Consider the following 24173-nt stretch of genomic DNA (forward strand, 5'->3'; position numbering starts at 1 on the left):
GTTACTATAAGAAAGGAAGTCAAAAAATTGATGTTACGACAAATGATAAATTCTTTCCTCATGTTAATGGTATTGACCATTATTATAGGGTTAGCCTATCCATTGGCTGTGACCGGGGTGGCGCAGGCGCTGTTTCCTCATCAGGCCAATGGGTCGCTAATCAGCAAAGATGGTAAACCGATAGGATCAGAGCTAATCGGGCAGAATTTTGCCAACTCCGGCTATTTCCACAGTCGCCCTTCAGCGGCTGGCAAGGATGGCTATGACGCATCGAGTTCGTCCGGCTCCAACCTCGGGCCGACCAATAAAAAATTAGTGGATACCACGTCTGATACTATAAAAAAAGTGCGGGAAGAAAATGGGCTAGATGAAAAAGGGCTGGTTCCTGCTGATTTAGTGCTGGCGTCAGGCAGCGGCCTTGATCCGCATATTTCTCCGGCAGCTGCTTATCTGCAGGTGGAACGGGTAGCTAAAGAACGCGGCCTTTCAGTCGAACAAATAAAGAAAACTGTTGACAGTTATGTGAAAGGCCGTCAGTTTGGAGTGTTTGGTGAACCACGCGTCAATGTGCTAAAACTTAATCTGGCTCTTGATGCTGTAAAGTAAAGGCATAGACCGGCGACAGGGGGGAGGATATGGCGGAAACTAAAGAAGAAAAGCGCCTGAATCCTGATGAACTCTTAGAGCAGATTGCCAAAGAATCTCAGGGAAAACTAACGGTATTTTTAGGTGCGGCAGCCGGGGTAGGTAAAACCTTCACTATGCTGGAAGCTGCCCATAACAAACTGAAGGATGGCGTCGATGTCGTCATCGGCTGGATTGAGACGCATGGCCGCCAGGAGACCGAGCAGATGGTAGTAGGGTTGCCGCGCATTGAACCTCTGATGATAGATTACCGGGGAAAAAGCCTGGCGGAGATGAATATTGACGCCATCTTGGCTCGCAAACCCGAACTGGTACTGGTTGATGAATTGGCGCATACCAATATTCCAGGCTCACGCCATGTGAGGCGCTTTCAGGATGTGGAGGAAATCCTGTATGCTGGCATTGATGTGTATACCACACTCAATGTCCAGCATATTGAAAGCCTTAACGACGTCGTGGCCCAAATAACCGGCGTTATTGTCAGGGAGACGGTTCCAGACCATATGGTCGAGCAGGCGGATACCGTCCAACTTATCGATATTCCGCCGCAAGACCTGATTAAACGTTTAAAGGAAGGCAAGGTCTATGTACCGGGGCAAGCCGAGCAGGCTTTGCGAAAGTTTTTTCGTCCCGGCAACATCAGCGCTCTCCGGGAACTGGCTCTTCGCTTTACCGCCAACCGGGTGGACAAAGACGTAAACCAATACATGCGAGCTCATCGCATCGAAGGGCCGTGGCCTGCCGCCGGACGTGTCATGGTCTGCGTGAGCGGCAGCCCCTTCTCCGCCCAACTCATCCGGGCGGCGCGGCGGCTGGCCGGCGGACTTCATGCGGACTGTTTAGCCGTACACATCGAAGCGGCTAAACGGCGGTTTCCCATGGGCGACAAAGAGCGTGACCGGGTGGCGCGCAACATGCAATTGGCGGAAGAACTCGGGGCCAAAACGCTGACCGTGGTTGGCAATGAGCTCACGCAAGAAATACTTGAGGTGGCCCGCGCTCACAATGTGACAGCCATCGTCATTGGAAAACCGCGCCACAGCCGCCTTTGGGAACTGTGGCATGGCTCGGTAGTAGATAAACTTATTCGGCAGAGCGGCGGCATCAACGTATATGTCATTCAGGGCATAGAAGAACCGGAACAGGTTTCTGCCATCAAGGCCGCGAACCCCATAGCCAGCCCTGAGCCATGGCATCACTATGCGGTGGGGCTTATCATGACGGCTCTGATAACACTGGCCAGTCTGCTCTTAAAGAATAGGATTGAGCTTGTCAATATCGTCCTGCTTTACCAGTTGCCGGTGACGCTGAGCGCCTACTGGTGGGGGCGCTGGCCTTCCTATTTCACCGCGTTATGCAGCGTCATTACTTTTGATTTTTTCTTTATTGCGCCGACACTGAACTTTGCCGTGGATGACATCCGCTATCTATGGAGTTTTGTCACCTTTTTAATTGTGGCCTTTGTTATTGGCGGGCGGACTGAGCTTCTCCGGCATGAGGCGCTGGAGGCCAGACAGAGGGAAAAAAGTACCCGCGCCTTATATGAATTTAGCCGTGAGATTGCTGCCGTCAGCGACCTGCAGGTTATTGCCGCCGGTATGGCGAGGCAGGCGTCAGAAACGCTGGATCGGGAAGTAGTCATCCTGCTTCCTGACAATGGCGGCAAATTGGTCCTCAGGGGTGAGCATAACCTTAAAACAACTGGACCAGCCAATGTTCTGGGGCAGCCGCTGCTTGACTCGGCTGAGGCTGCTGTTGCCTCCTGGGTCTATGAACACGGGCAGAGCGCCGGACGTTCCACCGAGACCCTGCCTGGGGCGAAATATTTGTATATTCCTCTTAAAGCCCATGAAACTGTGGTAGGTGTATTTGGTATACAAGTGATTGCTAAGAACGTTACTCCCGAGCAGCGGCGGCTCATGGACGCCTGGATTGGCTTGGCTGCCATTGCGGTGGAACGGGTAAAATTAGCCGAACAGACCCGCGAGGCTACGCGGCAGCCGAGCTGTGCCTGTATAAGAAGTGAGTAGCTGCGGCTGAAAGAGGTGATAGCTTTGTCTGGCAAGGGACCGCAGGTTCTCGTAATCAATCAGGAGCCGCGGGAGTGGAAACTGCTAACAAGAATTTTTGCGGCTAACAACTATCAGAGTGAAATAGCCCGAAATGGTGCTGAAGGTATCCAGTATGCAGCAACGCATAGACCAAACATCATTATCTTGGATTTGTGCCTGCCGGATATGGATGGACTTGAAGTTATCCGCCGCATTCGGCAAGAGTCGAATGTACCGGTGATGATGCTGAGCGAGAGAAACAAAGATGGAGACAAGGTTGCATCGCTAGATGCCGGGGCGGATGACTATTTAACCAAACCTTTTAGCGCCGATGAATTGATGGCTAGAATACGTGCACTCTTAAGGCGGGTTGTCGTGATTGACAGTAGACCGATCGTTACGTGTGGTGACCTATCAGTCGACTTGGTGCGCCGCTACGTGACGGTAGGCGATAAATCAGTGTTCCTTACACCCAAAGAATATCTTGTTTTGAGTGCCTTAGCACAGCATCCTGGCAAGGTCGTTGCCCGGCAACAGCTGAATGCAGTCCTTCGGGAAGATCGAACTGATGATGGCCATTACCTACGAGTCTATATATCTAAGCTACGCCAAAAACTTGGTGATAAAAAGAACCAGCCACGCTATATTATCACCGAAAGCGGTGTTGGCTATCGGCTGGGATACCAATAAATAATTGGCGAGCTGATCATGGTCATAAAAGCCGAACGAGTTTAACGATTGGGGCGCAAAATTGTTACGGCGAAAGGAGAGGGAATATGAGTGGCTCAGAGGTTCTTACAGTAGCCATAGGTATGTTCTTTTTTGGGTTTACTCTAGGATTGATGCTGTACCCGAGGATTATTCGGAGATAGTTATAACTATGAATTGAGTACTGTACTAGCCGATTTGGTAACAGTCTCTGATAGCGGATTACTGTTCGGTGAATTGCGCGTCAACGTATTGGAAACTGAATCTAGCGCTGGATGCCTTAAAACGTTAAAGGTGACAGCAAAAGTGTTAGGAGTGCGAAATGCAAAACAATAAGAGACAAAAACAACGCCCAGACCCTGATGCGCTTTTAGAGAAAATAAATAGGTCATCAAAGGGTAAGCTCACTGTTTTTCTCGGCGCTGCAGCAGGAGTGGGAAAAACATTTACGATGCTGGAGTCGGCTCATGAACGTCGCCGCGAGGGCGTGGATATAGTAATCGGATGGGTGGAAACCCATGGCCGTCAAGAAACAGAAAATTTAGTCGCCGGCTTGGAGATAATCCTAGCCAAAACGTTACAGTATCGTAATAAAGAACTGCAGGAAATGGATATTGACGCTATTATCGCCCGTGACCCCGAACTGGTACTGATCGACGAGCTAGCTCACACTAACGTATCTGGTTCACGTCACGTGCGACGGTTTCAGGACGTAGACGAGCTATTAAAAGCCGGTATAAACGTTTATACCACTTTGAATATACAGCATGTTGAGAGCCTCAACGATGTAGTGGCTCAAATTACCGGCATTGTGGTCAAAGAGACTGTACCTGACTATATCATTGAGCAGGCGGATAGTGTTCAACTCATCGATATTCCGCCCGAGGACCTCATCAAGCGCCTCAAGGAAGGCAAAGTATATGTTCCTGGGCAGGCAGAACAGGCACTGCAACGATTTTTCCGGCCAGGCAACATTAACGCGCTCAGGGAACTGTCCCTACGCTTCACCGCCAGCCGAGTCGACAAAGATCTTAATGAGTACATGCGAGATCACAACATTAATAAGCCTTGGCCGGCGGCGGGAAGGGTCATGGTATGCGTTAGCGCCAGCCCGTTTTCGACACAGTTAATCCGGGCAGCCCGGCGATTATCTGCCGGGCTGCAAGCTGAGTGGCTGGCGGTTCATATTGAAACAGCCAGACGTTTCGCCGCTGGAGATGCAGAACGGGATCGAATCGTCCGCAATATGCGTCTGGCGGAGGAATTAGGCGCTAAAACGCTTAGCGCTAGTGCCTCGGATTTAGCATCGGAAATACTGGAGTTAGCCCACGTTCACAACGTTACGTCGATTGTCGTTGGCAAACCCCGGCATGGCCGGTTGTGGGAACTTTTTCACGGATCAGTTGTCGACAAGCTGATCCGGCGCAGCGGCGGTGTCAATATTTATGTGATTCAAGCCAATGAAGAACAGGTGCAGGTGTCTAACATCGCCACTGAGCCAGCCGGTAAAAGGGCAATTTGGCTACCCTATGGCGGCAGCTTTCTAATGGTAGCGGTGGTGACGCTTTTCAGTTGGGCTCTCAGAGGGGGAATAGAGAATAGTAATATCTCCTTGCTTTATCAACTGCCGGTTGTGTTCAGCGCCTTTTGGTGGGGTCGGTGGCCGTCGTATTTTACAGGTATCTGCAGTGTGCTGGCTTTTGATTTCTTGTTCATTCCGCCGATATTTACTTTTTCCGTGGATGACATACGGTATCTATGGAGTTTTCTCACTTTCCTCATTGTGGCTTTCGTGATTGGTGGGAGAACGGAACTATTACGGTATGAAGCGGTCACGGCCAGATTGCGGGAGAAAAATACCCACGCCTTATTCGATTTCAGTCGCGAGATTGCTGCGGCAATCGATTTGGACAGCATTGTTCGGGAGCTAGGCAGCCAAATCGCCGATGCCCTTAACCGAGGAATAGTGGTTTTATTGCCAGATGAAAATGAAAAATTGGTAGTCTGGGCGCAACATGAACCTGGCGTGGAAAGCCGCCAGGAATCAGGCGACTATAAAAACACCTCGTTAATCGACAATGACGAAACAGCAGTTGCTACGTGGGTTTATCAGCACAAGCAGGTAGCGGGACGGTCAACCGACACGCTGCCTGGCGCACAATACTTATATTTTCCGTTGCAAACAAGAGACAATGTAGTCGGCGTACTCGGAATTTGCATCATTGAAAAATTAATTACACCTGAGCAACGTCGTCTTATGGACGCGTGGGCTGGCTTGGCCGCCATTGCAATTGAACGGGTTAAACTTACTAGAAAAGCGAGAGAGGCCGCTTTATTATTGGAATCAGACCGCCTGCACACTGCTTTGTTTAACTCCATTTCCCATGAACTGCGCACGCCTATGTCTTCGATTATCGGCTCTGCAACGACATTATTGGAATCGGAAGCTATGTACTCCGCGGAGGAACGCCGGGAGCTCATCGAGAACATCAAAGTAAGCTCTACCCGGATGAACCTGACTCTTATCAATCTACTAGACACAGCCAGACTTGAAAGCGGCATGATGCGTTTAAAAGTTGATTGGTGTGATATCGAGGATATTATTGGATCAGCGTTAAGAAATCTCACTGAGCAGATCAAAGACAGAGCTCTGGATATAATAATTCCAGATGATACACCTCTATTGCGCGGCGATTGTGTACTACTGGGACAGGTGATTATCAATTTGGTGGATAACGCCGCAAAATATTCTCCACAGGGTAGTAGTATAGAAATTAGGGGAAGTCGTGATAAGAATAGTCTACAGGTATCTGTAGGCGACCGAGGCATTGGAATACCTGAAGCCGATTTACCCCGTATATTCGAAAAGTTTTATCGAATACAGTTTGGCGAAAATACTATTCCCGGAACTGGTCTTGGCTTATCCATTTGTAAGTCTATAATTGAAGCGCATGACGGTAAAATATGGGCCGAGAATCGTAGCGGCGGCGGTGCTAAAATTAGCTTTAGTGTTCCACTTACTGGCAACAAAAATGATTTTGCGTTGACTGAAGGTGAAAGAGCTTATGACTGAAAAGGGAATGCGAATCCTGATTATCGAAGACGATCCTCAAATTCGCAAACTACTTAAAGTGTCATTGCGAGTATATGGCTATGATATCGACGAAGCTGTTACCGGCCGAGACGGTATTAACCGCGCCGCCATTTTTATTCCCGATTTAATTATATTAGATCTTGGCCTGCCAGACATCGACGGCAAGGAGGTTGTTCAGCAGATAAGGGAATGGTCCCAAATGCCGATCATTATTCTTACTGCTCGCGATCAAGAACAGGAAAAAGTTCAGACTCTTGATTCCGGTGCTGATGACTATATTACCAAGCCGTTCGGGGTAAGCGAACTTATGGCTCGAATGCGGGTTTCTCTTAGACGGGCATCCCATACCGAAAAAGAACTAATTCTTACATGTGGGGACTTAAAGGTAGATATTACGCAGCGACGGGTTACCGTGGGCGGGTGGGAAGTAAAGCTGACACCGACTGAATATAACATTTTGAAAGAACTAATTCAACATGCTGGAAAGGTGCTTACTCACAAACAGTTATTAGGCGCGATTTGGGGCAAATATCATATTGAGGATACCCATTATATCCGTTTATTCATTAGTCAACTGCGTCACAAGATTGAAGAAAATCCGACTCAGCCACGTTATATTATCAGTGAGCCAGGAGTAGGGTATAGGTTGATGTGTAAATGATATAAGTGGTGTGATGCTTTGTTGATGAGATAATTGACTCAAGTTTCGCAGTAGCTCAGAAACATGGGGACAGGGACATTGTTTATTTGCTAGTCCCCTTATCGTCAGTACCGATTATGTTAGTCTTATCAGATGGTACTTCCGCAGCGCCACAGTCTCAGCCCGATCCTTTCTCCAATTTACTCGACTCTATACTCAGCATGGATAGATCGTTGGATAAACTAAAGATAAAATAACCTGCAAGTATGAGGAATGCTTGCAGGATTTTTGTAGTTTGCCCGACATGGGCAGTAACTTGGATTCACCAGAATCCGGCAACAGGATTTTAACGAACGAATATGGAATGTAACTATAGGCTGTCTCATAGAAATAAATATGTACGAAACGTTACAGGAGGGTTTGTGTTGAAACGAATGGTGTTCTTGCTCCTGCTGCTTATTATTGGATTGGCTGAGCCGGGAATGGCCAGCTCTACCGACGATATGCAATATGTTGAGGTATATGTCCGGCAGAAGGATGGTGCGACCGAGATCGTGTCCAGCGGTAGAATCAGTCAGACACAGATCCTTGTGCCTGCGTTTATTTTCCCTACCCATATTGCGCCAGGGACGTCCTCATTTGACGAAAAATCGGGGCGGCTTAAGCTTGCGGTCAGTAAACCGGATTGGCAGCTGGAGACTGCGAAACTTGACGCCAATCTGAAAAGCGGTGTCACCCTGAATTTCTTGGCGACCCTTCACGAAAATGAGTATTTCGTCAACATTAAAAATATGGAGAAGATACTTGGGATCCGGCTCCGCCATGACCAGGAGGCAGGGCGGTTGTACATTGAGCGGGGGGCCAGCTTCGCCGATAAGCAGCTTAATAAAGTGCGTCCTGCGTGGTCGCCGAAAGGCAAATTGAATCTGGTCTGGGACTACATTCCGCGTTTTTCACCTGACTTGACGAAACAGGCGACGATTAGCGGCTTAGATGTCATTTCCCCTACTTGGTTCTCGATCTCCGCTGATGGGCGGTTGCTGATCAACAATGCGAACCTAAAGTATGTGCAGGACGCGCATGCCAAGGGATATAAGGTTTGGCCACTATTTAAAAATGGTGATTTTGATCCAGACCTGACTAAGGAGTTTCTTGCCAGCGAGACGATGCAGGACCTAATTATCAGCCAATTGCTGGTTTATACTGCGCTTTATGATCTTGACGGCATCAACATTGACTTTGAAGATGTTTATGAAGAGGATCGCGATCGCCTAACTGGTTTCGTTAAGCGTTTGGCTGACGCGTTGCGCGAGCAGAATGTCATCAGTTCGGTGGATGTCACTGTCCCCGGTCCGTCGCCCAATTGGTCCAAGTGCTATGATCGAAAGGGTTTAGCACAGGCGGTAGATTATGTCATGGTCATGACCTATGATGAGCATTGGGGTGCAAGCCCGGTGGCAGGTCCGGTATCCTCACTGGGGTGGGTTGACCGCAATCTGGACTTGATCATTAACAACTATATTCCCCGGGAAAAGTTAGTTATGGGTATCCCATTTTATACGCGAGAATGGCGCGAGACGATTGACGAGCACGGTAAAGTAAAGGTACGCTCCAAAGCATACGGAATGGATGACATCCAGAAAACACTAGAAGAGCATAATCTAAAGCCAATTTGGCTTGATGATAAGGGGCTTTTCTATACCGAGTATAAAAAGGATGGTAGTCTGTATCGGATTTGGCTGGAGGACGAAAAGTCCATCGCCAAGAAAGCCGCCTTGGTAAAGAAATATGACCTGGCCGGTGCCGCCTCCTGGCGCAAGGGCTTCGAAGCACCGCATATCTGGCCGGTACTGGAGAAGGAATTAAAAGCAAAACCAAAGGTAAGCAAAAAATAACAAAATCCCCGGCCAATCACATTGATTGCCGGGGATTTACATTATAACCATTTCATATCCCGCAGACCGTCTAGAAGGCCCCAGATGCTAGGCGGCCCCGTGAGCCCAGCAGTGACGCGTACTGGAAAGTACGCTAGCCATGGGTTCACGGGGCCAACAACGCAGATGGGGTGTTATAGGCGGTCTGCTCAGCAATCTTCGAGGAGTTTTTTCGCCTCAATATATACTGCCATCCCTGCAGCAACCTTCTTGGCTTCTTTCATCGCCAGTACCACTGTGGCAGGTTCATGGACGACGTCGCCGCCTGCAAAGACGCCTTTGCGGGTGGTCATTCCATAGGGACGGTCTTTTGTGATGACATAGCCATAAGGGTTGACCTCGATGCCAGTAGTGGTGGATACGATGCGAGCTGCTGGTCGTTGCCCGATTGCTAACACGATTTTATCAACTGGCAGAGTGCCATGTTCGCCGCTCGGGCAAAGCTTGCCTTCGCTGTTGACTTGCATGACTTCAAAGTCAAGTTCGGTAACACGGTCTTGACCACGAAAATCCACCGGGCTGGCCAACCAGAGAAAGTTCACTCCCTCAGCGGCTGCTTGCTCATATTCTGACTGCAGAGCAGTCATATCTTGTTGTGTGCGGCGGTAGACTACAGTAACACTCCTGGCGCCAAGGCGGAGTGCTGTCCGCGCCGCATCCATAGCTACGTTGCCAGCGCCGATGACGGCCACCCGATCGCCATGGGCGATGGGAACCTCGCGACGGTCAAACTCACCGCTGTTGGCGAAGTTGACCATGCTGAGAAGATAGGTAGCCTGAATAACGCCAGGCAAATCGTTGCCTGGGACATCTAGGGTTTTGGGTAAAGCAGTACCTGTGCCGATAAAAATGGCGTCATACTCTTGAGCAAACAACTCATCCACTGTGATGTCAGGACCAACAAGCACTCCTGTTCGCACTTCAACTCCCAGATGCGTTATTTTCTCAATCTCACGGCGAACCACCTCTCGACTGAGGCGGAATGCGGGAATGCCATACATCAAGACTCCGCCGGCTTCGGGCTGCGCCTCAAATATCGTGACCGCAAAGCCTTGTTTGGCCAGATCGCCCGCCACTGTCAGGCCGGCGGGACCGGAGCCGATTACAGCGACTTTTCCTTTGTAGGCCTGCGCGTCAGGTGAGGCTGTGACTCCCATTTCGGCGGCAAAGTCGGCGATAAAGCGTTCTAACTTGCCAATGCGTACCCCGCAGCTTTTCTTCGTCAAAATGCAATGGGCTTCACATTGCTTTTCATGCGGACAGACGCGGCCGCAGACTGCAGGCAAGCTGCTGCGTTGAGCGATGATCGCGCTGGCTTCGCCAATGTTGCCTTGAGCTAAGGCCTGAATGAAGCGGGGAATGTCATTTTCAATTGGACAGCCGATGCGACAAAGCGGTTTGGGGCAGTTTAAGCAACGTCTAGCCTCGGCAATAGCTTCGCGGACGGTGAGGCCCTGATCGACTTCATCAAAATCCCAGGACTCACCATCAAAGTCAGTTTTCTTATCAATTAACATTTGTAATCATCCTTTACAAATACAGGTTGATGGGTGGAGCTACGTTTTACCGCAGAGTGCACAGAGGTCGCAGAGTGAACACAGAGGGTTCTCTTCCAGAGGACTGGCGTAGTATATTCTCTTCATCATACAGCACCTGCTTTGTAATGGCAACAGATTCGTCTTTTTCCGCACTGTTGCGAATCTTCTTGCAGGAATCAGGCTGGATAAGGGGAAGATATGTTGCAAGGGGATTGGAGGGATATAGATGAATGAAATGTTCCGGGCAATCGCCACCCTATATGGTCAGTTTTCTATTTCAGCAGCCGAGTTAGATGCTGTTGCCGACCGCTTTGCAGTGGAAATGGAAAGCGGTCTGATGGGTTTGCCCTCGCGGCTAAAAATGTTACCTTCCTTTATTGATGCTCCAAGCGGCCAGGAGACAGGTGAGTATTTGGCTTTGGACTTTGGCGGCACTAATCTTCGCCTGCTTGCTGTTCTGCTTGAGGGTAACCGCAAAGCCCGGGTGCTGCGGCAGAAGTCCTGGCCGCTGCATGACCCAGAGTCTGGCGTAGATCTGGCTGCAAGCAGCATGAGTGGCGATGCGCTGTTTGACTCGATTGCTTCAGCCATCGGCGAATTCGCGCCAACTGGCGAATGGCAGCTTGGTCATACCTTTTCGTTTCCCTGTCGCCAAGTTACCGCCAATAAGGCTGAACTCATTCGTTGGACAAAAGAAGTGCGTACAGCTGGCGTCGAAGGCAAAGATATCACCAGTTTGTTGACTGATGCCTTAGCCAGTCGCGGGCTTAACCGTATAAAGCCTGTGGTTGTGATTAATGATACGGTGGGGGCCTATCTGACGGCAGCCTATGCAGGGGAAGGGGTAGTCGCCGGAGCAATTTGCGGTACTGGTCACAATGTGGCCTACCTCGAACCAGAAGCGCATGGCGGGCGGATGGTTATCAATATGGAGTCAGGTAACTTTGACCCCGGTATGGGGACAGCCTTTGATGCTGCACTGGATAAAAGCAGTGAAAAACCTGGTGAGCAATTGCTTGAGAAGCAAGTGTCTGGCCGCTACCTCGGCGAATTATTCCGGTTGGTTTTGATCAGTCTAAGTAATGCTAAAATTCTGCAGTTTAATTCAGACCGTATCAGCCAGCCGTATTCGCTGCCAACCGAGATGATGAGCTCCTTGCTGACGGATGAAAGCTCGGCTTTGCTGCGAATCGGCGATTTTTGCCGAGATCTGCTGGAACTGGAGACTGCACTTGCAGAGCGCCGGGTAGTCAAGACCACCGCGGTGCTCATTGTCACCCGGTCGGCCCGATTGACAGCAGCCGCCTTGTTGGGGGTTCTGCGTCGGCTTGATCCTTCGATGACTGCCAGACAGATGATTGCCGTCGATGGCTCCTTATATGAAAGAATGCCTGGTTACCGGGAGACAATAGAAAGGGCGCTGGTCCGTCATTTGCCATTAGCTGCTGCTCGCACTTGTCTGGTCAAGGACGGATCAGGCATCGGCGCGGCTGTAGCGGCAGCGATTAGTTCGTCGCGGCGTTAGGCGCTGCGCTTGGCTGGTGAAAAGGAGGCTAGATGTATGAAAAGCAGAGTCTGGGCGCTCTGTGTAGTTGGAATCATAGTCTTGACGACGGCAGCGTTCCTGCTGCTGCCTGACTTGAGCGGACGCCGGAGCGTCTCCATAGAAGGACGTGCCTATTCGCATATTGCGCTACTGTCAGACCTGCATCTTCCCGGCAACCAGCGAGACGCAAAGACGCGAGTGATTGAGAATCTCAATAGCTGGAATGATCTCAATGCTGTTGCCGTGTTAGGCGATACGGTGCAAACCCGGGGAACAACGGCAGAATATGCCTATGCAAAAAGCTTCTTTAGCCAACTTAAAGCGCCGGTCTTCGCTATAACGGGCAATCATGACTTCATCTATGACGATCAACTAGGTCCGAGTGGCAAAAACCGCAAAGCGCTGCCTGAGCAGCGCCGAGAGAAGCTGCTGCGTTTTCGCCAACTTTTTTCTCTGGAAGACCACTTTTATAGCAAGAAGCTGCAAGGCTATTTGCTGGTTTTCCTATCAGCCGATGATCTCGACAGCGCATATCTAGCCTCTCTGTCAAAGGGACAGCTCGACTGGCTGAAACAAACTCTGACGATTAATCGCAACTTGCCTACTCTTATCTTTTTTCACGCTCCGCTACAGAACACCTACTCAGGCAATGGTAACAATGTCGGCAAACAGGACTTTTGCGCTCAGCCGTCGGTAGTGATCGCTGAGATGCTCCAAGCTAACCCACAGGTTTTTCTCTGGGTATCCGGTCATATCCATCTGGCGCCCTCGCATCGGTCGAATAACTCACCAGAAAACCTGTATCAAGGCAGGGTGCTGAATGTTCATAATCCAGATCTGAATGGGTCAAGCTATCTAACATCAGACGATGTGCAGGTCTCCCGTCACCAAGGCTTGGCAACCAATTCGCTGTTTTTATACCCCGATCGGGTAGTCATACGTATGTATGATCATAACGCTCAGGCCTGGCTGCCGGGCGAGCGAGTCATCCCAGCGCCAAAGCTCTAAGAGGGGATGAGGTAGATCAGTACATTGCAGATTTGAGGCGATTTCTATATTACAAGCAAAACAAATTATGAAGGCGCTGCTCGACAGCGGATATCAAGCATATATCGTCGGCGGCGCGGTGCGCGACTATGTCCTTGGTAAGCCTGCAACCGATATCGACATTGCGACAAATGCCTTACCGGAAAGCATCCGCGAAGTGGCTAGCGCATACAACTGGAAGATCGTTGAGGTCGGCGCAGCGTTCGGCGTCATGGTTATTATCATTGGTCAAGACAGTTATGAAGTGACTACCTATCGCAGTGAAATCTATGGCGACGACAGCCACCGACCAGCTAGCGTGACGTACTGTACTAGTCTAGCTGATGACCTTTCGCGCCGTGATTTTACGATAAATGCGTTAGCCATGGATATCGACGGTCAGATTGTCGATCAATTTGGCGGTTTGCGTGATATCGAGAAGAAATTCATCCGAACCGTTGGTACCCCCCGACTCCGCTTTGCTGAGGACGGCTTGCGCATGTTTCGCGCTGCCCGTTTCGCTGGCCAGCTTGGGTTTGCTATTGAGCCAGAAACGCTTAGCGCCATATCGGCTTGTCTAGCGAGGGTTAGCGGATTATCGGTCGAACGGGTGAAAAGTGAAATCGAGAAGACCCTGCTATCTGACCATCCTGACAAGGGGCTGACAGTGATGCTGCAGTCTGGCCTGCTTGATTGTACTTGTCGCTCACGGGAGAATGGGCAAGATATCTCTGTTCCCATTTTGCCAGAGCTGCGGCATCTTGATGGATTGCCACAAAACCCGGCCTATCATTACTTTGACGGTTGGGGCCATACGCTGGCAGTTGTTTGCGAAGCGCCGCGCCAACTGACTCTGCGTTGGGCGGCACTTTTGCATGATGTCGGCAAAGGCTGGCAAGGAGTCCGGATTATCAATAAAAAGGGGAATTACTCTGATCCTGGCCATGATGCTAAAGGCGCTGAATTGGCTCGCGACATTCTAGAACGCCTCAAGTTACCTCCAAACGAGGTAAAGCGGATTGCTTGGCTGATTCGTCGGCATATGCAAATGCCTGAGCCGGACTACAAAGCCGTGCTGAAATGGCTGCGACGGTTGTCTCAACAGTTTTCCCGAGCAGAAATTATGCAGCAGGCCATTAGCCAACTGCTTCAATTGCACTGGGCTGACCGGGTGGGCGGCCATGTCGATCCAGGAGTCGAGGACTGGCGGGAAGTCAATGCGTTGACCACAAAGATTCTCGATGAAGTCCCATTTTATCCTAGTCAACTGGCAATAACCGGCGGCGATATCGCCAAAACGCTGGGAACTGGCGAACAGGTACGCCTGTTTCAAATCGACCTGCTAACCCGCGTCCAGTCCGGCCAGCTAGTAAATAACCGTGAGAACTTAATAGAGGCGTTGGCGGCGCGGGCGAGGCGGCAGGAGCCGCGATAGGTCGCGTGTTACCGCAGAGTTCATAGAGGGCTTGACGAGTACATCGAGGTACCGTTTAGCGCAAAGCCCGCAAAGCGCGCAAGCGCCGCAAAGCAAAGGCAGAATTATCCCTTCGCGCGCTTTGCGTTCACTTTAACCGTTCTTTGCGCTATGTTCCCTGTTCACCAAAAACCGCCGCAGTGGCTTCCCTTATTTAACTTCACGAGAGGCGGAACATTAATGTGTATAGTGAAGCGTATTGCGCTACTATTTGCGGTTTTTCTGGCAATAGCCGTCTCTTCTCCGGTTGCCGAGGCGCGCGATGTCGATGGCCTGCTGCGCTCCATGACACTGGAAGAAAAGATCGGGCAAATGCTGTTTCCAGCCTTCCGCACTGAGGAAGGCCGTGCTGTTACGGAGATAACGCTCCAGGTGTCGCAAGCTCTGCGTCAGTATCATGTCGGCGGGGTTGTTTTGTTTCGGGAAAATCTCGTCACCGCTGACCAGACTATTCGACTGATTGGCGATTTACAGACTGTAGCAGGAATTGAGCTGCCGCTGTTTATCGGTATCGACCAAGAAGGCGGCAGAGTAACCCGTCTGCCCTATGGAACTGTCATGCCAGGAAATATGGCTCTGGGGGCGACTGGCAACCCTGAAAATGCCTTCTTGGCTGCCAAGGCAATTGGCGAGGAACTGGCCGAACTGGGTTTCAACCTCAACTTTGCGCCAGTGCTGGATATTAACAGTAATCCTGACAATCCAGTGATTGGAGTGCGCTCGTTTGGCGAAGATCCTGATTCAGTCGCAGCCATGGGCAAGGCCTTTATCCATGGCTTACACGCTGCCGGTATCGCAGCGGCAGTCAAACATTTCCCGGGACATGGTGATACCAGTGTGGATTCCCATCTCGGCTTACCGACACTGCCATATAGCGTTAAGCAATTAGAGGACCGTGAGTTGAAACCATTTCAGCTAGCACTGAGCGAGTCGCCTGATATGATCATGACTGCCCATATCGCGCTCCCGGAAATCGAGTCAGCCACGGTTAGGTCTGCCAAGGACGGCACCGCCGTTTATTTGCCAGCCACACTTTCCCAGCCTGTTCTGACCGGACTATTGCGACAGAGGCTGGGCTATAATGGAATTATCATCACCGATGCGTTAAACATGAAGTCAATCACCGAGCATTTTGGGGCTGGCGAAGCTGCTGTGCGGGCAGTTCAGGCAGGAGCGGACATCTTACTGATGCCAGACCTCGAGAAAAGCCATGCCGCCTTGGTGACAGCCGTCCAGCAATCTGAAATAGCCGAAGCCCGGATTGACCAGTCGGTTCGCCGTATTCTGGCTGTGAAGAAAAAGCAGGGCTTGTTTGCTGGTGTAAAGCGGAAAGTACAGCCAGAGGCAAAAAAACAGCGCGCTGCTCTGGAAGCCCGTTTAGCGGGGCAAGCAGTCACGCTATTAAAAAATGACGCTAAAGTGCTTCCCTTTGCGTTGCAGCCGAATCGTCGGGTCTTATTGCTGGCGTCCAAGGCTGAGCAGCTTGCCGCTATGCGCCAGGAGGCTGAAAGAATCCTCCAGTCAGCCGGATTACCTGCCGAATCAATTGTCGCGCTTGAATACCAGAGAAAAGTCAGCGCGGTTCACCAGACCGCCCTGGCCGCGGCAGATCAGATTATCCTGGTGACTGAGAGCGCAGACGCTGCTGGACGCGATCCGGTCAGGTCGTCAATCGCGGCAACTGCCGCTTCTCTCGCCAGCCTGGCGGCCAAAGCAGGCAAACCGCTTGTTGTCATGGCGATTCGTAATCCGTATGATATTATGTATTTGCAGGCAGCTCCGGCATTCCTAACCGTATACGCCCCGGTCGCGCCAAACATAGCCGCTGGATTGAAGGTGATATTTGGCCTGGCCGAGCCGCAAGGGAAATTGCCTGTGACGATTCCGGGGAAGAATGGAAGTGTTCTATACCCGCGGGGATTTGGAATAGGGTACTGAGAAACACACCCCGACGCTACGCGCCACCCCTCTGCGAAGGGGAATTTTACCCCAAGATTTAGCCGTCTTTTTTAAAAACTTCCTACCAAGGCGTTCAGAGGTGTTTCGCAATATTCTCCGTGGTTCGTCGCAGATGGCCCCTGGGCGTTCAGAGGCCCCAGATGCTAGGCAGCCCGAGGAAGCGTGCGCGGACAGTACGTTCGAAGGTACGGCAAGCGCGCTCCCGCAGGGCTAACAACGCAGATGGGGCCTATCAACGCTCAGGGGGATTTTCCAGAAATGCCTCATATATCAGCGCCATTATACTCCCATACTTACCTGTCTCAAACTTTGCCGTCGTAAATCGGTCCCGGTCCTCCGCTGACACAGGCGCGTGGATCTTATTTGTCAAAAGTATAACGACTAAATCATGCTTAGGATCAATTAGAGTCACTGTGCCGGTCCAGCCGGTGTGGCCGATCGTCTGCTCACTGGCGTAGGGGCCGAACTCCCAAATGTTATTCTTGTCCCAGCCCAGACCGTAGTGTAGGTCCTGATCACTTGGTTTGGTGAATTGCTGCAGGGTAGCGAAGTTACACAGACGATAACTGCCATAGCCACCACCATTTAATAAGGTCTGGCCGAGTACGGCCAGATCATATGCCTGTGAGAACAGACCGGCGTGGCCAGATACACCACCGAGAGAGTAAAAAGCCTTTTCGTCATGGACTTCACCTTTCAGAGTGTGTCGCCTTATACCAGGGAAATTGACGCGGCCATCGCGGCTGTTACCCAAACGCTCGGTAGCAGCAAACCGATCAGGACGAAAGCCTTTGGCTATTGGATTATACAGTATATGATTCAGACCAAGCGGCTGATAAATTTCAGTTTCGACATAGCTATCAAGCGAATGACCGCTGACTGCTTCAATGACAAAACCGAGAATAATGTAATCGGTATCACTGTACACTGTCTTTTCCCCTGGTCGATAGGCAAGAGGAATTTTCGGCAGCAGGGCGCGGGTTACGGCTTGATCGCGTGAGTACAGTCCTTTTTCTTTTTGTTTTGGGTCGAAGAAATGCACCTCTGGCGCAAAGCCGGCCGAATGGGTGATGACTTGTCTGAGAGTAATGGCTTCTCGTCCGTCGCCGCGAAAGTCGCTAATGTACTTTGCGACCGGGTCGTCAATTTGCACCCTGCCTTCGCTGACTAGCTTTTGCAGCGCCAAATTCACTGCAAACATCTTCGTATTTGAAGCCAGGTCGAACAGGGTATCAACTGTCATTGGCGGCGGATTAGGCAACAGCCTGTCACCGTCATATTTCTGCTGGTAACCGTATGCCTTCTGTTTAACGATTTGGCCGTTTTTGGCGATTAGGAGCACAGCGCCTGGGAAGCCTTCGGCTATTTCCTTGTTAATCAGGGAGTCTACTTTGGCCAGCTTTTCCGCAGAAAAGCCAACCTTCGTCGGTTCGCCCCAAATCAGTTCCGGATACGGGATCCTGACGTTGACATGTGCGCTGGCCGGGGTGACATTGAGTACCTTCAGTGTATTGATGCCGTCAACAGTATACTCGCCAATGTCGATTGTCGCGCAGCCGTCTGGCTGACCAAGGGCAGTTTTAGCCTTGACTTGATAGCCATTGACATAGATATCGGCGCTGGTCGCTCCTGCGTTTTCAATGATAAGAGAGCCACGGCCGCGGTAGCCTTTAAACGTCTGTCGGCTGCGTGCGAGGACGCGCGAAGTAGGCTCCGGCTCAGGGAACAAAGCAGGATTCTGTCCGGCAGCCAGAGTGGAGTTAAGCGGTAAGGCGTGAGCGATCTTTGGCTCGGCAAAGAGGGGGGCATAAACTAACAACGATGTAGTATAAAGTGCGAGCAACGTGCGGGTGGCACAGCGAATAAACATCTACAAAACCTCCACCATCTTTTCACCTTTAATCAAGTGTAACAAGATTTTACCAATGACTCAATAGAGAAATATTTCGCAACCTATTCAGTATATTATTGTCAACAGAATCTGTCCGGACCTATACTATAAAACGTAGGCGCCATATATCCGATATGGCCGCAGCTGGAGCGAACTCAGCCGTTAGGCGACACGTAGAACGCTAATCAAACGCTGGTTTTGGCAGAAATGCCTGACCGGCGTTTTTGCTTTCAGGAGGAATATAAAAGTTACGGTTGAATTCTAACTACAATATAGAATTGCTTTGTACAAGCACTGGCGAAGGTGAGGAATTCCATGATTCGGATCGCGCTGATCGCTCCTTACGAAACTCTAAAGAAGCTAGCTGATGACACGTTTGCCGATTACCCGGATAAAGATGTTACATTGACTACGATTTATGCTATCGGTGTGAAAGTCGTACCATCACTGCAGCTGGATTGCGATGCGATTATTGCCCGTGGTGCTACGGCGGCGGCAATTCGACAGATATATCGTGATATTCCGGTCATCGATTTGCAAGTAACCGGCTATGACATCATCCGGGCTGTCTATCGCTGCCGACAAGATCACGGCGCCGGCAAAGTCGCGATTATCGGCTCAGGCAATATGATTTATGGTGTTCAGAGTATCCTCGACGTGTTAGGTGAGGATATTTGCTGTTATACGATTAGCAAAGAAGACGACGCGGAATTTTGTGTGCTTCAGGCCAGGCACAGCGGTGTAGAAGCTGTGATTGGCGGTGCTATGACAGTAGAAATTGCTAAGCGCCTTGGTCTAAAAACCGTTTTGATCCAATCCGGTCAAGAGGCTGTACTGCAGGCCATCGATGAAGCGGTTCGCACTACCCGAGTCGCCCTGCAGGAGAGGGCTCACGCCGAACGCTTTAAGGCCATCATGGATTATGCCTATGAGGGCATCATCGCGGTTGATGGTGAGGGATGTATTACCGTATTTAATAAATCAGCGCAAAGGGCGACCGGAGTGCCGCGTCAGATTGCCCTCGGCAAACACATCCAGGGAGTTCTGCCAGATATTCGTCTTTCCCGTGTCCTAACCAGCGGTGAGGAAGAAATAGGAGAACTCCAAAGTATTAATGGCGTTATGGTCGCTGAAAACCTCATCCCGATCAAGATAAAAAATAAAGTAGTTGGTGCGGTGGCTACGTTTCAAAATGTCGACAAATTGCAGGAGCTAGAGGGAAACATCCGCAAAAAGATTCATCAGAAAGGACTGACGGCGAAGTATACCTTTCAAGACTTTATTGGCGATAGTCAAGAAATTCGCGATACAATCGAGATTGCCCGTCAGTTCAGTCAGGTTGAATCCAACATTCTAATTACCGGTGAGACTGGCACTGGCAAAGAACTGTTGGCGCAGAGCGTCCATAACGCCAGTGACCGCCGCAAGGGACCGTTTGTAGCGGTAAACTGCGCCGCGCTGCCAGAGAGCCTTTTGGAGAGTGAACTTTTTGGCTATGTCGAAGGCGCCTTCACCGGTGCGGCGAAAGGCGGTAAGGCTGGTCTGTTTGAATTAGCGCATCAAGGAACGATTTTCCTTGATGAAGTCTCAGAGATTCCCTACCGATTGCAAGGGCGGTTGCTGAGGGTCTTGCAGGAACGAGAAATCATGCGACTGGGCCATGATCGGGTGATTCCAGTCGATGTTCGTGTTGTTTCTGCTACCAACAAAAATTTGAAGCAATTAACCCGTCAGGGTTCATTCCGTCAAGATTTGCTGTATCGCCTTGACGTATTAGGCATTTTTATTCCGCCTTTGCGAAAGAGGCGAGAAGATATCCTCATTCTCTTTTTCCGGTATTTGGCGATAAATAATGATAAATTCGATAAGCAGGCGCAGCGCCTAACGCCCGAGGCAAAGAAGTTACTGCTTGATTATGACTGGCCTGGCAATGTCCGTGAATTAAGCAATGTCTGTGAGCGGATCGTCGTTTTGTCTGCCGGGCGCACTATCGATGTTTCAGATATCAGACGGGTGTTAGCAGTGGACGAGAGCTTGCCTGAACATGAAGAGCAGCAACCGCGCAGGCTGAACCAGGCCACTAATCTGCGTGAGGAGGAGCGACTAAGCGTCCGCAATGCACTAGCTGCTACCAGGGGCAATAAAACAAAGGCGGCCAACTTGTTGGGCATTAGTCGTACTACACTATGGCGGAGAATTCGCGAACTGTAACAAAACTAAGTTTCAATACTGAACATATGTGAAACGATGAGACGGGTAAAAATGAAACATTCTGCGAATTGAAAATAATATGAAATATGAGCCCTTGCGTGTCTGGCCTTAAGGCAGCAGCCGCAGGGGCTTTCTTTTTGGCATGAATTGTGCATGGTTTAATTGTCTGAACCATCGCATAGTTCCTATGTAAAGATGAATGAAGGAGGCAGTATTATGTCAATTATCACACGGGCCGCCCTGCTTAAAGCTCCCTATGACATTGATCTCGTCGAACGTGAGCTAGTATGCGGCGAAGATGAAGTCATTGTCAAAAATCACCTCATCGGTATCTGCGGATCAGATAAAAGCTTTTATCGCGGCCAGATGCCACCTAAGACGGCTGAATTCCGCCAAGACCCTAAATTCCCGTTCTACCTAGGTCATGAAAGCGGCGGGGTTATTGTCGAAGTCGGTTCAAAGGTCATCGACTACAAAGTAGGCGATAAAGTAATTGCATTCGGTTGGAACAACAACTACGCAGACTACTTCCTGTCAAAGACTTGGCAATTGCAGCCCGTCCCTGAAGGAATGGATATGGACTTGGCCAGCTTGGGAGAACCGATTGCTTGCGGTATGTACTCTGGCATGAACTCTGGCGTGCAGATGGGCGATGTAGTCGTAGTCATGGGTGGCGGCTTTGCCGGCCAAATTATCGCCCAGTGCGCTAAGAAAAAAGGCGCCTCGACTGTCGTAGTCGCTGACGTACTTGACGGTAAACTAGAACTGGCAAAGAAGCTGGGGGCAGACGTTACCGTCAATCTCAAGAAGCAAGACGCCATGGAAGTGGTCATGGGGCTGACTGACGGACTTGGGGCTGATGTCGTGGTTGAGGCGGCTGGCTCGGAGAGCTCGTTCAACATGGCCTCTGAGATCATTAAGCACAATGGCAAGTTTGTTTTCTATAGTTGGGTCACACAGCCGATTACGCTAAATATCAGCCGTTGGCATGATGACGGAATCGAGTTTGTCAATACTTGTCTGGTCCATCACAGCTGGCGTGAGCGGTATGTCTGGACTCCTGCTACACTAAAACCAGTCGTCAAGGGCTTGGTTGATATCAAATCCTTGATCACCAACGAATTCAAGCTTAGCGACATCAAAGCCGCATTCGAGCTAGCCGATAAAGACGACACCGCTATTAAGATTGTCCTTAGACCATAATTGAGGAGGGAGAAACTATGTCATTGGCACTTATCTCGGTTATTAGTCTAATTGTCGCCATTGTAATCAGTTGCATATCCACGCTAAATATTGGCACACTTGCCTTTGGGATGGCACTTGTTATTGGACACTATATTGGCGGTATTAAAATTGACGATCTGATTAAAGGTTATCCGACCAGCCTTCTGGTCATGCTCGCAGGGACCACGTTCCTGTTCTCTATCGCTCAGGTAAATGGCACGCTCGAAAAAGTCGCGAAATACGCGATTAAGGCGGTAAAAGGCAACACAGCTTTGCTGCCTATCGTCTTGTTCTTCGTAGCATTGATCATGGGTGCTGCCGGTCCTGGACCGACTGTTGCGGCCGCACTCATGGCACCCACTGTCATGCTGCTGGCCAAGGAGATGGAAGTTAATCCACTACTGCTAGCGATTGTTGTCGGTAACGGTGGCCACGCAGGCGGCATGTCGCCAATTGCGGTTGGCGGCGTCATTACCACTGGCTTGACTACCAAGCTCGGTCTGACTGGAGTCAGCGCCCTTATCTGGTATAACAATGTCCTGATTCACTTCGTCGGGGCTATATTGGCGTATTTCTGGTTTGGCGGCCACAAGCTGTGGAAGAGCCAAAGCGCGGCCCATAAGCAGATGCTAGCTGCTATCCCTATCGAGCCTTTCAGCCGCGACCAATGGATTACCCTCACCGGTCTGCTCACCTACATTTGCGGTGTGGTATTCTTTAAAATGGACATCGGTATGGGGGCGTTCTTGATTGGTACTATCCTCACTCTGCTGCGGGTTGTCAATGAGGAAAAAGCCATTAAAGGCATGCCATGGGGCGCTATTTTGATGGTCACCGGCGTTACGGTTCTGATCAGTATGATGAGCAAAGTCGGCGGCATTGACCTATTCGCCGGCCTAATCGCCAAACTGTCAACCACAGGCACGATTACCATTGTTACCGGTACGATTGCTGGCGTTATCTCCGCCTTTGCCAGCACCACCGGCGTTATCCTGACTACCTTTATCCCTATGGCTCCGGCGCTGTTGCAGAAAGTCGGCGCTCCGCCGACCGAACTAATCCCCCTCATATCGACAATTGTCGCCACCGGCTTCATTGTCGATATGAGTCCGCTCTCTACCAGCGGCGCCATTTATTTGGCCAATGCCCATGAATCGCAGGATAAATCGAAACTATTCCGCGATATGCTGGCCTGGGGTCTGTCGATGTCTGTAGTCGGTGCGTTGCTGTGTTGGCTGTTCTTCTCAGTCCTTCGAGTTCCCTGAGACAAGTGAAGTGATTGTCTATTCAGAATAATTCTTGAAACTAAGGTTTGAGTGTGCTATCATAGTGATATATCTTAGATCGTATTTCCTTTTACCTACGCCGCCTTGTCCTAAAAGGGATGAAGGTGTAGCGTAAACCGCTTAAGCTTATTCGAAATTCGTCTGGCTATTTGCTTGATGATGGGGTAAGCTGAGTTTACTCGAAGGAGAAAGGAGCATGGTTTATGAGAGTTGCTATGACGGCTTCATCCACCCGGGATGAAATGGAATATGACAAAGATCTAATTGTAAAAAAGCAGTTGCCTGGGGAACTTTGCAACTGCTTTTTGTGATGCAATTAAAAGTATAGCAGGGGGTTCCGAGGGCAACTCTACGTTTAACTGCAATAGTCACAAGGCGGCCCTCCGATGGATCCGCGAGCCTTAGTGAAATAGGGTTCACTAGTAAGTGGAATTATCCTTTGAAATTATTCTTGAGGGAGATGTTGAAACATGAAATCAGCACTAACAGCATTGGCAAAATTTCTATCTACTTATCGTGACCTGGGTCTTCTCGTATTCAGACTTGTGCTTGGCGGCATGTTTATGTGGCATGGCTGGCCAAAAATTGTCGGCGGACCGGCGGGATGGGAGAAGCTAGGGCAAGCTATGGGCACATTTGGAATTACGTTTGCTCCGACATTCTGGGGTTTTATGGCGAGCTTTTCTGAATTCGGCGGGGGTCTAATGGTTGCCCTGGGACTGTTTTATCGGATTGGCGCTTTGCTATTATTTTTCACCATGTTTACCGCTTTTAACACCCAGATGGTTGGAGGGAAAGGTTTGTCTAAAGCTTCCCAATCGCTTGAAGATGGATTCAGTTTCCTCGCAGCCGCTTTCATCGGGCCTGGCAAGTATAGTTTAGACTACCTCTTCCAACTCGAGGAGACTGAGAAACGCGGACCTAGGTAAAAGAACGCTTTTTTGCC

16 protein-coding genes are annotated in these 24173 nt (G+C 50.2%); 14 read left to right on the forward strand and 2 right to left on the reverse strand.

Going from position 1 to position 24173, the window contains the following annotated elements:
* The first annotated feature begins 30 nt into the window (after nt 1-30).
* The 6 genes from kdpC (at nt 31) to AXX12_RS08125 (ending at nt 9033) form a co-directional block, all read left to right on the forward strand.
* Nucleotides 31-606, forward strand: a complete 576-nt coding sequence (kdpC, locus tag AXX12_RS08100) for a potassium-transporting ATPase subunit KdpC (protein WP_066240748.1) — start codon at nt 31-33, stop codon at nt 604-606.
* 29 nt (nt 607-635) lie between these two features.
* Nucleotides 636-2675, forward strand: coding sequence for a sensor histidine kinase (locus AXX12_RS08105; protein ID WP_066240751.1), 2040 nt, complete (start codon nt 636-638; stop codon nt 2673-2675).
* Between the two features lie 24 nt (nt 2676-2699).
* The gene (locus tag AXX12_RS08110; RefSeq protein ID WP_066240754.1) at nt 2700-3386 is read left to right on the forward strand and encodes a response regulator transcription factor; all 687 of its coding nucleotides are present in this window, start codon (nt 2700-2702) and stop codon (nt 3384-3386) included.
* A 340-nt stretch (nt 3387-3726) separates the two neighbouring features.
* Nucleotides 3727-6477, forward strand: a complete 2751-nt coding sequence (locus AXX12_RS08115; RefSeq protein ID WP_066240756.1) for a sensor histidine kinase — start codon at nt 3727-3729, stop codon at nt 6475-6477.
* Nucleotides 6470-7159, forward strand: a complete 690-nt coding sequence (locus AXX12_RS08120) for a response regulator (RefSeq protein WP_066240758.1) — start codon at nt 6470-6472, stop codon at nt 7157-7159. Before AXX12_RS08115 ends, AXX12_RS08120 begins: the two co-directional genes overlap by 8 nt.
* Nucleotides 7160-7572: 413 nt before the next feature.
* Nucleotides 7573-9033, forward strand: a complete 1461-nt coding sequence (locus AXX12_RS08125) for a glycosyl hydrolase family 18 protein (RefSeq protein WP_231881877.1) — start codon at nt 7573-7575, stop codon at nt 9031-9033.
* Between the two features lie 188 nt (nt 9034-9221).
* Here AXX12_RS08125 and AXX12_RS08130 read toward each other — a convergent pair whose 3' ends face one another.
* On the reverse strand, nt 9222-10589 hold the full coding sequence (locus AXX12_RS08130) for an NAD(P)-dependent oxidoreductase (RefSeq protein WP_066240764.1): 1368 nt from the start codon (nt 10587-10589) through the stop codon (nt 9222-9224).
* Between the two features lie 247 nt (nt 10590-10836).
* Here AXX12_RS08130 and AXX12_RS08135 point away from each other — a divergent pair, with 247 nt between their 5' ends.
* From AXX12_RS08135 to AXX12_RS08150, 4 genes are all read left to right on the forward strand, one after another.
* Nucleotides 10837-12135 carry a hexokinase family protein gene (locus tag AXX12_RS08135; RefSeq protein ID WP_066240766.1) on the forward strand — a complete coding sequence of 433 codons (1299 nt, stop codon included), beginning with the start codon at nt 10837-10839 and terminating at the stop codon, nt 12133-12135.
* Between the two features lie 36 nt (nt 12136-12171).
* Nucleotides 12172-13164, forward strand: coding sequence for a metallophosphoesterase family protein (locus AXX12_RS08140; protein ID WP_066240769.1), 993 nt, complete (start codon nt 12172-12174; stop codon nt 13162-13164).
* Between the two features lie 67 nt (nt 13165-13231).
* A complete protein-coding gene (locus AXX12_RS08145) occupies nt 13232-14617 on the forward strand; it encodes a CCA tRNA nucleotidyltransferase (RefSeq protein ID WP_066240772.1) in 1386 nt (461 codons plus the stop codon).
* A gap of 219 nt (nt 14618-14836) precedes the next feature.
* Entirely contained in the window at nt 14837-16594 is a 1758-nt protein-coding gene (locus AXX12_RS08150; protein WP_066240775.1) for a glycoside hydrolase family 3 protein, read from the forward strand.
* 253 nt (nt 16595-16847) lie between these two features.
* On the opposite strand, the gene pbp4b is transcribed toward AXX12_RS08150, so the two are convergent.
* Nucleotides 16848-18485, reverse strand: coding sequence for a penicillin binding protein PBP4B (gene pbp4b / locus AXX12_RS08155; RefSeq protein ID WP_066240778.1), 1638 nt, complete (start codon nt 18483-18485; stop codon nt 16848-16850).
* 336 nt (nt 18486-18821) lie between these two features.
* On the opposite strand from pbp4b, the gene AXX12_RS08160 reads away from it, so the two are divergent.
* The 4 genes from AXX12_RS08160 (at nt 18822) to AXX12_RS08175 (ending at nt 24156) form a co-directional block, all read left to right on the forward strand.
* On the forward strand, nt 18822-20717 hold the full coding sequence (locus AXX12_RS08160; RefSeq protein WP_066240781.1) for a sigma 54-interacting transcriptional regulator: 1896 nt from the start codon (nt 18822-18824) through the stop codon (nt 20715-20717).
* Between the two features lie 216 nt (nt 20718-20933).
* Nucleotides 20934-21920 carry a zinc-dependent alcohol dehydrogenase gene (locus AXX12_RS08165; protein WP_066240784.1) on the forward strand — a complete coding sequence of 329 codons (987 nt, stop codon included), beginning with the start codon at nt 20934-20936 and terminating at the stop codon, nt 21918-21920.
* A gap of 17 nt (nt 21921-21937) precedes the next feature.
* Complete coding sequence (locus tag AXX12_RS08170; protein WP_066240787.1) at nt 21938-23206, forward strand: SLC13 family permease; 1269 nt, start codon at nt 21938-21940, stop codon at nt 23204-23206.
* A gap of 491 nt (nt 23207-23697) precedes the next feature.
* The gene (locus AXX12_RS08175; protein WP_066240791.1) at nt 23698-24156 is read left to right on the forward strand and encodes a DoxX family protein; all 459 of its coding nucleotides are present in this window, start codon (nt 23698-23700) and stop codon (nt 24154-24156) included.
* The last annotated feature ends 17 nt before the right edge of the window (nt 24157-24173 follow it).

This window comes from Anaerosporomusa subterranea, from assembly GCF_001611555.1.
GTDB classification, from domain to species: domain Bacteria; phylum Bacillota; class Negativicutes; order Sporomusales; family Acetonemataceae; genus Anaerosporomusa; species Anaerosporomusa subterranea.

Coding starts and splice junctions, on each gene's coding strand:
- kdpC (WP_066240748.1), top strand. CDS start 31: ATGTTACGACAAATGATAAATTCTTTCCTCATGTTAATGGTATTGACC.
- AXX12_RS08105 (WP_066240751.1), top strand. CDS start 636: ATGGCGGAAACTAAAGAAGAAAAGCGCCTGAATCCTGATGAACTCTTA.
- AXX12_RS08115 (WP_066240756.1), top strand. CDS start 3,727: ATGCAAAACAATAAGAGACAAAAACAACGCCCAGACCCTGATGCGCTT.
- AXX12_RS08120 (WP_066240758.1), top strand. CDS start 6,470: ATGACTGAAAAGGGAATGCGAATCCTGATTATCGAAGACGATCCTCAA.
- AXX12_RS08125 (WP_231881877.1), top strand. CDS start 7,573: ATGGTGTTCTTGCTCCTGCTGCTTATTATTGGATTGGCTGAGCCGGGA.
- AXX12_RS08130 (WP_066240764.1), bottom strand. CDS start 10,589: ATGTTAATTGATAAGAAAACTGACTTTGATGGTGAGTCCTGGGATTTT.
- AXX12_RS08135 (WP_066240766.1), top strand. CDS start 10,837: ATGAATGAAATGTTCCGGGCAATCGCCACCCTATATGGTCAGTTTTCT.
- AXX12_RS08140 (WP_066240769.1), top strand. CDS start 12,172: ATGAAAAGCAGAGTCTGGGCGCTCTGTGTAGTTGGAATCATAGTCTTG.
- AXX12_RS08145 (WP_066240772.1), top strand. CDS start 13,232: ATGAAGGCGCTGCTCGACAGCGGATATCAAGCATATATCGTCGGCGGC.
- AXX12_RS08150 (WP_066240775.1), top strand. CDS start 14,837: ATGTGTATAGTGAAGCGTATTGCGCTACTATTTGCGGTTTTTCTGGCA.
- pbp4b (WP_066240778.1), bottom strand. CDS start 18,485: ATGTTTATTCGCTGTGCCACCCGCACGTTGCTCGCACTTTATACTACA.
- AXX12_RS08160 (WP_066240781.1), top strand. CDS start 18,822: ATGATTCGGATCGCGCTGATCGCTCCTTACGAAACTCTAAAGAAGCTA.
- AXX12_RS08165 (WP_066240784.1), top strand. CDS start 20,934: ATGTCAATTATCACACGGGCCGCCCTGCTTAAAGCTCCCTATGACATT.
- AXX12_RS08170 (WP_066240787.1), top strand. CDS start 21,938: ATGTCATTGGCACTTATCTCGGTTATTAGTCTAATTGTCGCCATTGTA.
- AXX12_RS08175 (WP_066240791.1), top strand. CDS start 23,698: ATGAAATCAGCACTAACAGCATTGGCAAAATTTCTATCTACTTATCGT.